The 16,597-nt window shown below is 34.1% G+C and carries 14 protein-coding genes; 9 read left to right on the top strand and 5 right to left on the bottom strand.

Features of this window, described 5'->3' with window-relative positions; translation table 11 throughout:
• Positions 1-12: 12 nt before the first annotated feature.
• From UABHE_RS01975 to UABHE_RS01935, 9 genes are all read left to right on the top strand, one after another.
• Positions 13-2,358, top strand: coding sequence for a hypothetical protein (locus UABHE_RS01975; protein ID WP_372368504.1), 2,346 nt, complete (start codon positions 13-15; stop codon positions 2,356-2,358).
• A 24-nt stretch (positions 2,359-2,382) separates the two neighbouring features.
• Positions 2,383-4,689 (top strand): chemotaxis protein CheA, encoded by a 2,307-nt coding sequence (locus tag UABHE_RS01970; RefSeq protein WP_372368503.1) that lies wholly within the window; start codon positions 2,383-2,385, stop codon positions 4,687-4,689.
• 15 nt (positions 4,690-4,704) lie between these two features.
• Positions 4,705-5,190, top strand: coding sequence for a chemotaxis protein CheW (locus tag UABHE_RS01965; RefSeq protein ID WP_372368501.1), 486 nt, complete (start codon positions 4,705-4,707; stop codon positions 5,188-5,190).
• Between the two features lie 23 nt (positions 5,191-5,213).
• On the top strand, positions 5,214-6,527 hold the full coding sequence (locus UABHE_RS01960) for a response regulator (RefSeq protein WP_372368500.1): 1,314 nt from the start codon (positions 5,214-5,216) through the stop codon (positions 6,525-6,527).
• Positions 6,528-6,530: 3 nt separating this feature from the next.
• The gene (locus UABHE_RS01955; protein ID WP_372368498.1) at positions 6,531-7,067 is read left to right on the top strand and encodes a hypothetical protein; all 537 of its coding nucleotides are present in this window, start codon (positions 6,531-6,533) and stop codon (positions 7,065-7,067) included.
• Positions 7,068-7,155: 88 nt separating this feature from the next.
• Positions 7,156-8,910 (top strand): methyl-accepting chemotaxis protein, encoded by a 1,755-nt coding sequence (locus UABHE_RS01950; RefSeq protein WP_372368496.1) that lies wholly within the window; start codon positions 7,156-7,158, stop codon positions 8,908-8,910.
• A gap of 40 nt (positions 8,911-8,950) precedes the next feature.
• Positions 8,951-10,447 (top strand): serine/threonine protein kinase, encoded by a 1,497-nt coding sequence (locus UABHE_RS01945; RefSeq protein WP_372368494.1) that lies wholly within the window; start codon positions 8,951-8,953, stop codon positions 10,445-10,447.
• A 442-nt stretch (positions 10,448-10,889) separates the two neighbouring features.
• A complete protein-coding gene (locus tag UABHE_RS01940) occupies positions 10,890-11,828 on the top strand; it encodes a hypothetical protein (protein ID WP_372368493.1) in 939 nt (312 codons plus the stop codon).
• A 343-nt stretch (positions 11,829-12,171) separates the two neighbouring features.
• Entirely contained in the window at positions 12,172-12,348 is a 177-nt protein-coding gene (locus UABHE_RS01935; protein ID WP_372368491.1) for a hypothetical protein, read from the top strand.
• Between the two features lie 57 nt (positions 12,349-12,405).
• Here the strand turns inward: UABHE_RS01935 and ptsP are convergent, their stop codons facing one another.
• The 5 genes from ptsP to truA all read right to left on the bottom strand — a co-directional run bounded on the left by ptsP (position 12,406) and on the right by truA (position 16,590).
• Positions 12,406-14,133 carry a phosphoenolpyruvate--protein phosphotransferase gene (gene ptsP / locus UABHE_RS01930; RefSeq protein WP_372368490.1) on the bottom strand — a complete coding sequence of 576 codons (1,728 nt, stop codon included), beginning with the start codon at positions 14,131-14,133 and terminating at the stop codon, positions 12,406-12,408.
• A gap of 7 nt (positions 14,134-14,140) precedes the next feature.
• On the bottom strand, positions 14,141-14,428 hold the full coding sequence (locus tag UABHE_RS01925) for an HPr family phosphocarrier protein (protein ID WP_372368489.1): 288 nt from the start codon (positions 14,426-14,428) through the stop codon (positions 14,141-14,143).
• A 26-nt stretch (positions 14,429-14,454) separates the two neighbouring features.
• Positions 14,455-14,817 (bottom strand): ribosome hibernation-promoting factor, HPF/YfiA family, encoded by a 363-nt coding sequence (hpf, locus tag UABHE_RS01920; RefSeq protein ID WP_372368488.1) that lies wholly within the window; start codon positions 14,815-14,817, stop codon positions 14,455-14,457.
• A 42-nt stretch (positions 14,818-14,859) separates the two neighbouring features.
• Positions 14,860-15,636 carry a metallophosphoesterase gene (locus UABHE_RS01915; protein WP_372368487.1) on the bottom strand — a complete coding sequence of 259 codons (777 nt, stop codon included), beginning with the start codon at positions 15,634-15,636 and terminating at the stop codon, positions 14,860-14,862.
• A 216-nt stretch (positions 15,637-15,852) separates the two neighbouring features.
• The gene (truA, locus tag UABHE_RS01910) at positions 15,853-16,590 is read right to left on the bottom strand and encodes a tRNA pseudouridine(38-40) synthase TruA (RefSeq protein WP_372368486.1); all 738 of its coding nucleotides are present in this window, start codon (positions 16,588-16,590) and stop codon (positions 15,853-15,855) included.
• Positions 16,591-16,597: the final 7 nt, after the last annotated feature.

The raw sequence follows: 16,597 nt of genomic DNA, 5'->3' as shown, positions 1-16,597 counted from the left end.
GAAAGAAAAAGCATGTTGCCAGCAAAAATACATGATCTTAAAAATAAAGTATTTACTATTATTGTTGCAACAGTTCTTGCAGTAACCATAATAAGTTTTATTTTTCATTTTTATTTTTATGACAAGTCAAAGCGTCAATATCAGAATCTAAATCAACACAAAATCAAGCGTTTCTTTACTGAATATTTTCAACAAAAAAAAGAAAACCTTGATTATATGGCATCTTACGCAAAAAAATCTTACCAAGATTCTGCTAAACAACAAAGAGACACTGTGAGGCAAAAAAAACGCGCTGTAAAGCAATATTATACACATATTAAAAAAGAAATAGAGGTCTTCAACGATAATCCTTTTTTCTCAAAAATGATTGAAAACCTTTATCGAGGATATGTACAAAAAAAACTCGATGTTTGGAAAAAATATAATCGTTATACAAATAAAGTAGAAGCTTTTGCGCGCGCCAAAAAAATAGAACACATTTATATGGTTTCTATGAGTGGTGAAGTAGTTTGGAGTACAAACAAAGCATCAAGTTCCTTATTTCGTAAAAATTTAGCGAGCAAAAATTATAAAAAATTAGCCATAGCGAAGGCCTTCTCTGCAGGAAAAAAAAATACCTTTGTTTCGGATATAGATGCAAAACAAAAAACGTTTTTTGTTGCTTCGCCAACAAAAGAAGTGGTTACTATATTCCAAATGAAAACAACACAGACCATCGAACCAATACTCTACGAAGGTATTTCTCAGCAAATTTCTGATATATTTATTGTTGGACAAGATAAAAAGTTACGTACTAAATCACTTCATAGTCAAACGCAAGTCTTTCTTTCTAAAGTATGGTCAAAAAATACAGTAGCATCGTCAATATATCGTGATTTAAGTCAAAGATTCGTAGTAGGATCTTTTAGCCAAATTGAAAACACACCTTGGACACTGTATATAGAATCCCAATTACAAAATATTTTCTATAATGACTTACAATCACTTATGCATTTTTTTCATAAAAATGAACAGTGTAATGTACACGTATTTTTTTCAAAAACAATGCAAACCCTTCTCACGACAAATAATCTATTCCAAGAAAAAATTACCGACTTCTTAAAAATTCATTTACAAAAAAAATCTTTTGCAATGGTTGTTGACAAACAAAACCAGGATTTAGGTAGTGTGTACTTAGCAAATAAAGTTGTTTTAGAACAGCATTTCCCTTTGTATATTGTAATAGAAACATCCATGAATAAAATTCACAAAAATGTTTCTATCAATACAAAAAACATGGAATTTAAGTTATTTATAGGTAGGAAAAATCTTTTACCTGCCGCATCTACAAATGCAATTCCAGTTAGAATACTACAGCAAGATAGTATTATTACTCTTAACAAACTTTCTGGTTCCAAAGAGTTAGCATTATACTTTATTTTTGCTGTTATAGTATTAGTAACAGTCGCTATTTGCTATTACAACCTAGCTCCACAGTTTTACCAACTCTACCAAGAATCACAATTAAACCAACACCAGTGGAATGATATGGCGACAAACTTAAAAAAAATAGAACATAATATCATTCAACGTTCCCAAGAGGCAGAAGATTTACGTTCGACATGCCATAGTGCAAATACTCAACTACAGACATTTATTACTGCAAATCAAGACCTTGAAGTGATGTTAGGAGACGTAGAAAAAATATTTGCAAAATTAATAAAGACCTTACAAGAAAACATAAAAAATATTGACAAAGTCTCAGATTTAGTCAATCAGCTTACAAAATACCAACATAATATTTCGATTACAATCAACAAAGCACAAGGATTATCTTTTACATCTAGTATACTGTCCTTAAACACATCAATAGAGGCATCTAACTCGTCAGAACATGAAGCTTTTTCAATATTAGCAAAAGAATACCAAAGTGTAGCTTCGAGCATTCAATTTTTTCTCCAAGAAACAACAAGACAAGTCGTAGATAGCGCTAATAATTTTCATACACTAAACCAATTAACAAATAGGCAGCAACTAGCAAAAGAAATTATTGAAATAATGCGAAATCGTTTACAACTACTTATTCGCGTCAAACAGTGGTGCCAAGAACAAAAAATACCACTACAAAACACGCAAAATTTTCTAAAGAAAATGGAGGAAAATTGTACAATCCAAGCTATAGAACAACAAACTACAGCAAGTAATTTGCGTAACTTACTTACATTTTTATCATACCGAAAGACAGAAACAACAATACCACATTTACATAATTCTCTCATGCAAAGAGAAGATACAGAAGCAACTTTACTACAAAAAAATATCACAACACAGGATAGAAATTTGGTTCCTTTAAAAGAGATAGAGTACAGTGATTTTTGATTTTAGGGCGTGTAGGAGAACACCATGTCAGACTTAACATGGGATGAAATCATTGAGCAAATAGATCAGCTAGTAATAAATGCTGTAGAAGCGGATGAATCCGATCTTTCTACTATTATAAATATCCACGACGAATTAATGGAGATCGTTGCTCCTCTTGCGGAAACTGAATATTCCTTTTTATCTAAAATCGGACAAAAAGCAGCAGAGATTGCAATGAGTATAGTTTTACAGGAATCAGAAGATGTTGAGTATGACTTAGGTACAGTAATAGAATCCTGTTCGACCTTGCAATGTATGGTCCGAGAAATTATAAACGAAGATGACCCTATGGCTGTAGACATCCCAGAGGGACTAGGATTAGAAATAGAGGATTTAGAAGAAGAAATCGATGATATAGAGAACACAGATAACATCGAAAAAGAAGAGCCTCGACCTACTGAAGATATCGAAAACTCTGAAGAGAGTTTCGCTAAAAACAAACAAGATGCGCAAGACTACAATAATTCAGAAAGTAAAATTTTATTTTCCATACCAGAGCAAGAGATTAACCCTGATCATATAGTAGCTTTTCTAAGTGACATGAATGATCTATTTGATACAGCAGAATCGGCAATCCTTGCGTTAGAAAACTCGCCTGATAACCAAGATAAATTACAAGATTTACTAAGTGTATTCCACACAATAAAAGGCAACGCTGGAATATTACAAATGCACGACATGGTAAAAGTAGCGCACATTGCAGAAACCCTTCTTGAAAAAATATCAGCGCTAACTCCAGAAGCCGCTAACCTTCTATTTGGAGCAATTGATTGTTTTAAAGAAATGGATCTATCTTTAAAAAGTTATCTTGATAATCGTCAATTCACAGCTATCACGAACCCAAACATGCTTGTCGAAGAATTTCAGGAGTATCTAATTGAATTAGAACAAGCATCTCAAGCAGCACCTCTTAAAAATCAACAGGTTTTTTCTGACGAAGTTCGCGTTAAAACCGAGAAAATGATTGATCCTTTAAATTTAGAAACAATTACGCGAACCCAATCAATTTCCAAACAAGTAGAAGAGACAATCACTATACCGTATAGTGATATGCACGAGTACTCAGCACAGAAAACACAAGATATTGTCGAAAACCTTGAATTACAGGCTATCACCAAAATAAAAACATCTGATCTTGATGACTTAATCGATACAGTAGGGGAACTCATTATTTCCTACTCCATGGTTGAAAACGATGAAAATATCTCCCAAGTAAAAAGCATTGCAACTCAAAAGAAAATATCATCATGCACAAAATTAGTAAAACAACTACAGAAAGTAGCACTTCGCGCAAGAATGACACCTATTCAACCTATTTTTCAACGTATGAAACGCTTGGGCCGCAATCTAGCAAAAAAACTAAATAAAGAGATAGTTATACACACCTTTGGAGAAAATACGGAGCTAGACCGCACAGTTGTGGAAGCGATTCACGATCCGTTTATGCATTTAGTGCGTAATGCTGTAGATCACGGAGTAGAAGATGCTCAAACAAGAAAAAAAATAGAGAAGCCCGCAGTGGCAAATATTTTTTTACGCGCCTACCACAGTGCTGGAAATATCATTGTTGAAATTGAAGATGATGGTTGCGGAATACAAATCCCGAAAATACAAGAAAAAGCACTAAAGTTGGGCTTGATTAAAAATTTACGCGATCCTAATATCGATTGGGCAAATTTTATTTTTCACACCGGATTTTCCACCAAAGAAAACCTGTCAGAAATTTCAGGGCGTGGTATGGGGCTAGGTATAGTAAAACAGAAAATACAAGCTCTTGAAGGCGAAATTACTATACATTCTCAACAAGGTAAAGGTTCTAAGTTTACCATTACTTTACCACTTACACTCGCAATGTTAGACGGAATTATCACCAAGATCAATAATAATAACTATATTTTAAATTCAAAGGACATCAAAGAGTTTATTCAATTGTCACCAAACTCGATATCATCATTAATTGATGGCGCGGAAGTTGTTGTTCACAAAGACAACAGTATACCCATTATTTACACCGAAGAAATCATTGATACATCGTGCTTATCGCGTAATTTCCATCAAAAAATTGGGGTAATCGTCAATAAAAATAAACAACCTTACTGTTTAGTAATTGATGAAGTAAAACAACAGCAACAAGTGGTAATAAAAAGCTTAAGTAAAAGTTTTTCACAACTTATCGGAATATCAGGCACTACTATTTTAAGCGATGGTAGTATAGCGTATATTCTCGACTTAAACAATATTACCGAAAAATACTTGGAAATGCAATCTGTCGAGCGTGCCATGTCGTAAATTAAGGAAATGCAAATGTCATCCGCCAATGTTTCAAATAAATACTTAACTTTTGGTTTAGATAACCAAACTTACGGGATTCAAATAACAAACGTTTCTGAAATCATAGCGATTAAAGATATTACACCTATTCCACAAACACCAGATTTTGTTGCAGGGATGGTAAATGTTCGAGGAAAAGTAATTCCCATTATCAGTTTGAGAAAAAAATTCGACTTACCTGATAAAGAGTATGATCGCAATACTTGTATTGCTATTGTTTATATTAAGCAAAGCGAAATGGGTGTTATTGTTGATGCTGTTTACGAAGTAGCGGACATTCAAAAAGAGTCAAAAGAAGAAACTCCACAGTTTGGTTCTGCAGTAAAAACCGAATTTATTGAGGCAATTGCCAAAGATATCAAAGGGATAAAGATACTACTTAATATTGAAAAGGTACTCACTAGCGAAGAGTTGGTAATCGTTCATGATATTGTCAACTTAAAAAACATCAAAAGCTAGATAGTTTCTTAGAAAGGTAAAAAATGGTCAGAGTACTCATAGCGGATGATTCTAGCTTTATGAGAAGGGTACTACGTGAAATTCTGACAGATAGCGGATATGATGTCGTTTGCGAAAGTCCCAACGGACTAGCTGCAGTTCAAGACTATAAAGAAGTGTCGCCAGATATAGTGCTCATGGATTACAATATGCCTAAATTAAAAGGCGTTGACAGCGCAAGGCAAATCTTGAAATATGATCCTCAAGCTCGGATTGTTATGGTGACATCTATCGGAAGTAAGAAAAAACTCATAGAGGCGCTTCGTATAGGTGTAAAAAACTATATAACGAAGCCATTCGAAACATACACACTGCTAAAAACACTTGCTAAAATTCTCGGTAGTAAAGCACCTATTATAGAATACGAATCGGAAGAAGACGATGATTACCAAGTCATAGGAAGCTCTTTTGGACAATACTTACTTCAAAAAGGGGTTATTTCAAAAGACAAACTACTACATTGTTTGGAAGTTCAAAATTCGATCAATAGAAAAATAGGTGAAATTGCTGTAGAAGAAGGTGTAATGATACCCGAACAGGTGACTAAAATTCTAAAAGTACAAAAACGCATAAACAAATATTTTGGTCAGTTAACTATGCAAATGAGAATTTTAACTCACAGTCAAATACAAAATTTGCTGCACATTCAAAAAAAGCACTATATTCATTTGGAAGAAATTATGGCCCAAGAAAAAATTATTTTAAAAGAAAAATTAGATGCTGAATTAAAATTGTTTAGATCTCTTGATCAAGATGATCAAGGTGTTTATGGATTAAACTGGATCAAAGAAAATTTAGAAAATGGTTTAGTTTTTGAAGTTTTTACAGAGCAAACATTAAAATTATTAATGCGCCTTGCAGAATTTTTTGTTTTAGAAGGCGATTGGAATTTCGATAACGAAAAAATCCAGTCTAATGGTATTATTGTCGAGTTATCTTTCTCAGGTGATTTCAACTGGATGTATATGTTAAACATTAGCCGCGAAGTTGCCATAGCAATTGCTGAATCAATGATAGAGATCGAAGAAGAAGAACAAATAGACGACAACACACTTTTAGAAGTTGCAGGAGAATTTGTAAACATCGTTTGCGGTAACGCCCTTAGTAAGTTAGACAACCATAATATAAAATTTGAAATGAAACCGCCTAAAATCAAAAAAGTAGACGAAGAATATATAACTTTGCCAAAGGGAAGAGAGGCCCTCATAATGCCAATTCTTGTGCCTGAAGGACAGGTTGATTTGATGATAGTTGGCAAAAGTATATTTACACAGCGTAAAAAAACTTTTGAGGAATAAAACGTGTATCTTGAATTAGCAAAAAAATATCTGGAAAAAGCTAGAAATGCTTCAGGAAGTACTAGAAACTATTTTGCAAATTTGACAAAAGTTTGTTTGGCAAAATGCGCTGCTTCTCCTTTGGACATAGGCACAAATCATGAAGAGTTGACACAGTTATCGCGAAAAATAGTTAGGCGTCGCCGTAGAGCAGCTCGTATCAAAAGCAAGAACCCAGTGCAAATTTGTCAAGAATACTTACAGAAATGCCGCGACAACAGCTGCACAAATCGCCAATATTTTGCAAATTTATGCCGTACTACTTTAACAAACTACAGTTTATCTCCTGAAGAAATAGGTACTACACAACAAGAGCTAGATCATTTACAAAACCAAGGTTTTCTAGAAAGTGCCAAGAAATACTTGTTGCAAGCTAGATGTGCTGATGGTGCAAAGCGTAAATGCTATGCTGATTTATGCTCTGAGTATTTAGATAAAGGTAAAGGATCTCCTGAAGATATCGGAGCAAACCAAAATGAATTGTCAGAACTTGCAAGATAATCTGACAAAAAGTGTTAACATTTAGGCTCGACACATCAAACCTAATTTTGTATTTTTTAGTGACAAAACTGTTCACAAAGGCTTTGCTATGAGACAATTTAAAAAATTATTACTCATGAATGTTTTTATCATCAGTAGTATAGTAATTGCTACACTACTAATAGTTTCGCAAGTTACTAACCAACAAAGACAAACAGCACTACACAGTGGAGGACAAATAGCAAAACGCTATGCACAAAAAATATCAACTTTTTTAGAAAAAAATAACACATTGGTTCATGGATTTGCGACCTTTATGAAGCACCACCATAGTGATAGCCGCGAAAAAATAAACAATATTATCGAAGAACTTCTAAGAGAAAATATTCATTTATCAGCTGTTTTTTGTTGCTTTGAGTTTTCTAAAGAAGATAAACCAACCACTTACTACTGGAATCGACTTGCTGACAACAACATCAAATTAGATAAGCCAAACGACATACACAAAAGTGATTGGTATCGCAAGAGTAAGATAACAAAGAAATTCCAAATGGCATATTCGGTCGTACAAAGAAATGCGTCGCTCGTTTCCTTAATTGTACCGATGGTAAAAGACGATAATTTCATAGGAATTATTGGCATCGATATATCTTTTGATCTACTTGCCAATGTAGTCGAAGAAGCTAACGAATATGATGCAGGATATACATTTCTCGTAGACAATAAAAATCGCTATATCGTTCACCCCAACGCAAATTTAGTTGAACAATCGCAAACAATAGCCTCCTACGCAAAACAAAATAAAAGGCCTTCGTTAGAGAAAATAATAAAAGAAGCAAATGGTAATGTAAAGTTAGTAGATCCGGAAACAAATCTACTGACATATATGTTCTACGAATCATTAAATTCGTGGAAAATAGTTGTCGCGATTTCCGAAAATGAAATGCTTATCTCAGAAAAAAACACCAACTTCTCAGCAGCAGCAATTTGTTTTGGTTTATGTATACTTGTCATTATTATCACTTATATTTTTGCGGCAGAATCCACAGTTTCTTTATATCATGTGAATGAAACAGTGACGCGCTTATCACAGGGAGACTTAAAAAGTAAAATTCCCATTTCTACGAAAGGCGAAGTCGGAAAATTAGGTAATACAATCAATAAATTCGTTGATAACCTATATAATTTTGCAGAAAAAAGCGATCTTATTTGCAACAATTTACAAAAATCAGTACAAAAAGCACATATAGAAGGTGAAAATATTTTCACACATGCCGAAAAAGAAGCGACTACTGTAAATCAATTTCGGCAAAAAATCTCTACCACAAGCAAGATGCTAGATGAAGCCACTGCAACAACCCAAAAAGTAGAGACACAAGTGCAAAGTATAAAAAAAACAATGGATGAACTTTCACAAACAAGTAACAAAATGTCAGAGGTATTAAAAATTATTGATGACATCGCTTTTGAAACAAATCTACTAGCGATAAATGCCGCGATAGAATCCGCACACGTAGGTGATGTAGGAAAAGGTTTTGAAGTTGTAGCTGATGAAATGAGACTACTATCTAAACGAACAGAAATGCAGTCTAATGAAGTAAGCAAGTCCATTCATGATAATATTCAACAAATTCACCAAGGAGTAGAAGCAATCACTAGTGTAATTGAAAACATAACAGAAATTGCTTCTTCAAGTAAAGAATTGGCACAAACAATCAAACAAATTTCAACTACTGTTGTTGAAATGGATGCATTTACACAACATAATCTAAGTGTAATTAGTGAGTTAAAGATTACTTCGAATAAGATCAACAATGATGCCCAAGCTCTTGCAAGTTTGATTCAATTTTTTCAAATAAAATAGGTCATTTATGAAGTCTATTTACAAAAAAAAGGAATGTGCAGTGAAAACATCTATCGTAGGCAGTACCTTCGATGATTATACTGTAACCGAATTGATTGGTAGAGGAAATATGGCCGAAGTTTATCTTGCCAGGCAAAATTCTCTGCAAAGAGATGTTGCACTAAAAATTCTTCGTCGATCAAATAGTTTAGAAGCAGATGATTCTATAGGGCGTTTTTTGCGTGAAGCGAGAATTGCAGCTTCTATACAACATCCAAATATAGTCAATATCTACGCCATAGGTAATAAAGAGGCTTTTTGCTATATTGCTATGGAGTATGTTTCAGGACATCCTTTAGAAGATATAATCGAAAGAGAACCTTTTGCTGAAGAAGATACCTGGTTAATTGCTTTACAAATAGCTGATGCTTTAAAGTCAGCCTTAGTAAAAGATATTATCCACAGAGATATAAAACCAGCGAATATACTCATTACGGAAAATCAAGCCAAGGTCACTGACTTTGGTCTTTCAAAGAGGCAAGACGATCACGAAATAACTCAAGCAGGACTCATACTTGGAACTCCAAGTTATATGAGCATTGAACAAGCCTCAGGAGGAATTGTTGATCATCGTTCAGATATTTATTCTCTAGGAGCGACTCTCTACAAAACGATCACCGGTAATTTACTATTCACTGCAAATACTGTAATTGATGTTCTTTATAAGCATAAATATGAAAAAACGGTTGATCCGATAGAATGCGTTCCCAGCCTTTCGTACAAAAGTTCTTTTATTATCGCAAAAATGATCCAAAAAGATCCTCTTAATCGTTATCAAAGTTATGACGAAATTCTATGTGACATTCACTGTCTCTTAGATGAAAAGCCGTTAATATACGCCGATGAAAAAAGTGCTGAGAGAATATATTTAGATAAGCCTATCGAAAAAAAGGTATTTTCAAAAACATCGCGGCTCACACAGCGAATAGTAGGCAACGTACAAAATATTATAAACCGCGATGAAACATCGGAATCCAGTAAAATAAAAGAAACTATAGGGTGGAGAAAAGAGTCTTTACAAAAAACACGTAGGCGTGCAAGAGAAATAACAAGTGAGCAAACAGCTATACGACGTAGAAAAACTGCGCGCAAAAATTCGGCAAATAATTTATTGCAGAAAAATATTGAGTTCTTAGAACAAAAAATTAAAAAATCTTTTAGCGAATATCTTGTTCAAAAGGGAGTTTTAACAAGCGGTCAAATTAAATCAGCTCTTGAAATATATCTAACAGTTAACTCTAAATTTGGAGAGTTAGCTATTAGTGAAGGATGGTTACTTCCTGACCAAGTGGCAAAGATTTTAAAGGTACAACGTCGTATTAAAAAATCTTTTGGGCAACTTGCCGTACAAATGGGCTTCTTACGCAAAGAACAGGTATTGGAAATTTTATCTAAACAAGACAGACATCATATTGATTTTTATGAAGTATTACTACGCGAGAAAATGATCAAACGCGACTTGTTAGAGCAAGAACTAATTCTTTTTTCAAAAAATTAAGGCATGCCGCAAGTCTGTAAATCTACAGACAATGTTAATTTCGTATCGTAGCAGGCTCTAAGAACTAAATAATAATTTTTATGGAAGTCACTTGAACAATAACTAGTGATTAGCTACAATAACTCCAAGTAACACAAGTGTAAAAATCTACACCGTATTTTCAGCGTTTCATTTATTGTCTTTGCAGTAGGTAGTTAATTTTGTGTTTTAGTATTTTATGTGGCAAACACACTAAAGCTCAAAACCATCTAAATACTCAATGAATGATACGCGTTTAGAGCTACAAAATTGAATTAAATTGTAAAAGATGTTTAACATCTTAGTAAAAAATTCGTATAAAAACATCTTAAAGATGTAGTGAAATAAGAATAAGGGATAATGTTTTATAAAAAATTATTTTACTACAGACTATTAAGGTTTGTATATTTTAGAAAGTATTATCATGAAAAAAGTAGCGACATTTTCTTTAGTTTTGATTCTAATGCTATCTACTTTCATCTGTGCAGAAGAGGTTTCTTCTGAAATTGTATACAATCAAGGTGATATTTCCGTAGATGCAGGCGTTGACTATGTTACAAAGTATTTTTTCCGCGGTATTCTTGTAGAAGATGATGGATACATTATTCAACCATACGCACAGATTAATTTTCACGTCGTAAGCGGTTGTGATGTTGAAGTTACTTTATTTGGTGGTGTTTGGGCAAGTATCCACGGTGAAGACATCACTAACCAAGTAGCAAACGACCCTGAAGGACTTAATGAATTAAGACTTATTGGTGGAATGGCTTTAGATTTATATGATCTATTGACAGTTACTACTCGTTACACAGTCTACACATTTCCAAACGACTCTGACGCTGGTATAAACCAAGATCGCGTAGATGATCGTCATGAAATTTCTGTAGAAGTTCGCATAAACGACGGTGCAATACTAGGTGGAAATTTTTCAATCAATCCATGGATGTTATTTGCATATGAACTACAAGATGGTAATCCAAATGCTGACAACGAAGGTGATGAAAGTGCATTTATATTAACAGGTATTGAGCCTACTATCGCTATAGAAATAGCAGAAGGTTCTAACTTGTTACTATCTCTTCCTGTAACCGTTGGTTTTGGTGCAAACAACAATGCATACGTTGATGACGAAAACGATGGCGAAACATTTGGTTATGTAAGTGTTGGTGCGAAAGCAGTTGTGCCATTAACTTTTATCCCTAAGCGCTTTGGTGATTGGAACGTTAGTGCAGGAGTTGACGTTTATTTCCTAGGAAACGCAGCAGAAGACAAAAACCTTGAAGGTGATAATAACAATAACGGCGAAGGTGAAGGCGAAGAATTTGACATAGTCGGAACTTTTGGCTTGAACATAAATTACTAATTTCGTAAGAATAACGGGATAAATAAAATTTATCTCGTTATTTTAATAAAAATAATATATACTAATAAGTGATGTCGCCGGTATAGTGGAACGTTATTTTCAACTAATTGAAACAACGAAAAGGTGTACAAATTTTAGATTCTTTCTAAATTCCAACACTCTTCAAACCGATGACACACTCTAAAACATCCCTATTAAAAATTTATTTGTGTGTGCAATTTAAGTGGGAATTACATACAGTAAACTTTAAATAGGGGTGTATTTTAAATATTCTCTCACTAAAATTTTTTAATTTTAATGAGATATCTAACTAAAAAGATTGAAAGTTCGAGGAATAATAAATATGACGGTACATTTTATGTGCACTTGTGGAAGTAAAACATATAGCTTACCTGATTCTATGGCTGGGCAAAAAGTCCGCTGTCCAAGTTGCCAAGTGATTATTATAGTGCCTCAGCCGAGTGAAGGCGGCCAAGTTGTTATTGCTGTTCCTGCAGATGATTCAGTAGAAGGCTATTAGACAAACATATCTAAAATTAGCACTATTCTAAAATAGTTGCTACACGCTAAAATAACCTTACAATAAAACCTGGTTTTTCTCTATGCCTTTAACTTTTTTGCACAAATATTTAACAGTATCTTCATGATTTGTATATTGTAAAACCCTTTTAGCTATTCTTTGTGCTTGTTGTAAAGTCATTCCGCAAATCATTTTTTTAACTTCTAGTATGGAATAAGGAGATAAACTAAACTCCTTCAATCCCATACCTATAAACGCGAGAATCATTTCTTTTGATATTTCACCGCAAATACTTACCTTAACACTATGTTTATTCCCTGTCTGAATTACATGGTTTACTAATCTCAACACAGCTGGATGAGCGAATTTGTAGTAACTAGCTACATTTTCGTTACATCGGTCAACAGCTAAAGTGTACTGAACTAAGTCATTAGTACCAATGCAAAAAAAATCGACATCCGAAACAAATAAATCGCAAGTGAGAGCTGCCGATGGTATTTCAATCATAATACCAACAGGAATATTTTGTGCAAAATCTATATTTTCTTTACGTAAATCATTCTTTACACTTTGTAAAACATCAAATGCTTTTCTTAAATCCTCAACAGAAGAAATCATCGGAAACATAATAGAGAGATTACCATGGACGGACGCTCTTAAAATAGCGCGTAATTGCACTCGAAACACATGCTCATACTTGAAACACAAACGAATAGAACGACACCCCAAAAAAGGATTATCTTCTATCGTACGAAATAAACCAAAATCTTTGTCAGCACCAAGATCGAGAGTCCGAATTATAAGAGTTCGATTAGCTAATTTGCGAAGGGCTTGAGTATAAGCATTATAATGAGTTTCTTCATTTGGATGACTATGGTTTACATAAATAAATTCCGTCCGATACAAACCAACACCTTTAGCTCCTTGTGCTAGAGCAGTTTCTACTTCAGAAGGATTTTCAATATTGGCTAATAAGTGAATGCTTTCCTTATCTTTTGTTTCAGTATCAAAAGCTTTAATTTTCTGTAACGACGCAACGCTTTTTTTTTGTTTCTGCTGTAATTTTTTATATTTAGCAAGTGTCTTCTGAGTCGGTCTTATTATGACATTACCAGTAAAACCATCCAAAATAACAGTGTCATCAGCAAATATACTATTAGTTCCCTCACCAAGCCCAACAATAGCATTTATACCTCTTGTTCTAGCGACAATTGCGGTGTGAGATGTTTGTCCTCCAGTATTGGTTATAATACCAACTATTTTGTTTAAAGGCAACAAAGCGGTTTGCGACGGAGTTAACTCTTTAGCAATTATAACAATAGGCTTGCGCAATAACTTATATGAATAATTCTTGCTACAAGTGAGGTGTTTTAATAAGCGATTTTCAATATCTTTTAAATCGCTAAGGCGTCTTGAGTACAACTCACCTTCGCGAGAAGATAAATGATCCTGGTATGTTTGCATTAGGTGGTGGACGGCATATTCTGCCTTGAAAAAATGGTGTTCTATTTTATGAAGTATTTCTTGTTGACTTTCTTCTAAAATAAGACGATGCCCACAAAAAATGATAGATATATCTTTTGTATCTGCAGTTTGTTTTTCAATTTTTTTGAGTTCTTTTATAGCTTTTTCTTGCGCTTTTAAGTATCTTTGTTTTTCGTTTTCGATAGACTTTTTATCTTGGCGTATAAACTGTTGTTTTATTATCGGTTGTTCTCGATCTAAAATAAATGCTTTACCCACGGTAATGCCAGGAGTAACTGCGACTCCTCCTTGGATTTCCATTTTTCGTCTAGTAGGCACCTAATTGACTTTCTTCTTCATCATATTCATTAAACAACACTTTTAATTTTTCAACAACTTCCTCTGCGTCGCTACCCACAGCCAAAAATTCTATTTTTTGTCCGCAGTGAGCTTCCATTGTAAGAAGTTCCATCATTTTTTTTGCATTATATTTCTTGTTGTGTATTGAAAAATATGTTTCAGAGTCAAATTTTTTCAATAGTTTTACTATTTTTGTTGCAGGACGAATATGGACTCCATATTCCCAAGGAACTATTAACTTGCACGTTATATCCATAACTACAAAAGAACTCAAAAAGTCAATTAATAATGCATGATCATATCATCGTCACCATCATCCTGAGGCTCAGGAGTATATCTTTTAACACGATGACTTTTGCTTTTTTCTTTCGCTTTTCGCAATTGCCTTTCAGCTTTATCTAAAGCCTGATCAACCGCGCCGAACCATTCACTTGCTCTTGCAGTACCAACCACTGTACCTCCTCTTTCAGGGGAAGCAACAATTTCAATTTTATACTGACTTTGAACGTCTTTAGTACCTTCGAATTCAGCAATGGTTTCTACTCTACGTACAGAATATTTACCAAGTTTTTGAATTTTATCTTGAATGTATTCTTTGGTTTCTTGGCTCACTTCGCCGTTTCTAACTGTTATATTACTGTTCAAAATATAACTACCTTTCTAGATGTCCAACGGTAAACAATCTCGTTAACTACCAAATTCCAATCTTTCGGCATTGCGATTGTCCAACTGCTTTATTCTCAAGATTTTTTCTTGAGTTTTTCTAAAATCATATGGAATGCGATGATAACAAATTTCTTTTCCATCAAAGACAACATAACAAGAACGATTATCCTTATCTCTTGGCTGTCCAACGGAACCGATATTACAGACAACTCGCTCACCTGGTTTACATTCCCACACTCCATCAAAATCCTCAATATTATACCACTTACTATCTTCAGTAATAATACCAGGCGTATGCGTATGACCAACAAAACAAGCTTTGTTAAACTGTCCAAATATTTCGCGAATTTTTTCGGGGACTTCCCCAAATAAATCTTCTGTATCTGATTTTAAAATATATTCCATGGTAGGGTCTCGGGGAGATCCATGGACGAACAAATAATCATCTTCACTGTAAGATAAAGATAAATTCTTTAGTACTTCCCAACGTTTTTTTGTCTTTTTTAGGCTGAGCCACGAAGGTTTTAGTTGACTCCGCGTCCAATCAACAGCTTCTTTTGCTGTTGGATTAAATCCAAAAGCTCCTGTTAAAACGGCTTCCTCATGATTCCCCATTAGTATAAATTCACTGCACTGAATAGCCTTTTCAAGACACTCAACTGGATTAGGTCCGTAGCCGATAACGTCTCCGAGGCAATAAATCATGTCGACATTATGGCGACTAATATCCTCAAGTACAGCGTTAAATCCTTCTAAGTTTCCATGGATATCTGAAATCAAGGCTATCCTTTTATTCATGGTAAACTTGACAAATCTTCTAAAGTTATGTATGTGTTAGAAGATAATTTGCCATCTCCAAATTAGGGCGTGTTGACATTTAGGTTTTGTATAATGCGATGTGTTTTAGGGTGTAGCAAGGTATTTTGAAAGTGTATAGTTATGCTATTCAACTGAAAAGTAACAAAACTACTCCCTAAAAGAATCATATTACAAGGAAGATAAATGTCGAACCCCTTAATACAAAACATATTCCAAACATAGACCATGGGAAGGTGCTGTTACTCCCGCAAAGTCACGATTTTTAGCTCTTAATATATCTTTTATTTTTGAAGGGCTGTATTTTTTATAGCCTACTTCAATTAAGGTTCCCATAATGTTACGAACCATCTTATATAAGAAACCATTTGCTTCTAAGAGTGTTGTAATATAGCAATTTTCTTTTTCGATGTCAACTTTATTTATAGTCCTTATACTTGAATTACGTGGAGATTTTGCCGCTTCAAAAGAGGAGAAATCATATGTTCCGACAATATAAGATGCTCCTTCTCTCATTAAATCAATATCAAGATTGCGCCTTGACCAGTACACGTAATTTCGGCGGAGAACAGGGCGGTGTTTCGACGTAAATATAGTGTAGCTATATGCTTTTGCTCTTGCTTGATACTGTGAATGAAAATCAAGAGCGACAGATTCTGATTTTTTTACAACGATGTCGCGCGGCAATTGAGAATTAATTGCTTTGGCAAAAATTTCTGCTTTTATTGAACTTTCTGTGTGGAAATGAGCCACTTGATTTTTAGCATGAACACCTGTATCTGTACGCCCTGAACCAATAAGGGTAACACTTTCTTTTGTTATATTAAAAATAGCTTTCTTCAATTCGTCTTGGACTGTGGACACTTGTGGTTGTACTTGCCAACCACAGTAATCACTACCGTCGTATTCTACAATAATTTTAATATTGCGTTTCATCTAAATT

Source organism: Candidatus Uabimicrobium helgolandensis, from assembly GCF_041508025.1.
Classification (GTDB): Bacteria; Planctomycetota; Uabimicrobiia; order Uabimicrobiales; family Uabimicrobiaceae; genus Uabimicrobium; species Uabimicrobium helgolandensis.
The sequence above is the reverse complement of the archived record's forward strand: the minus strand, read 5'-3'. Positions and strand labels throughout refer to the sequence as shown.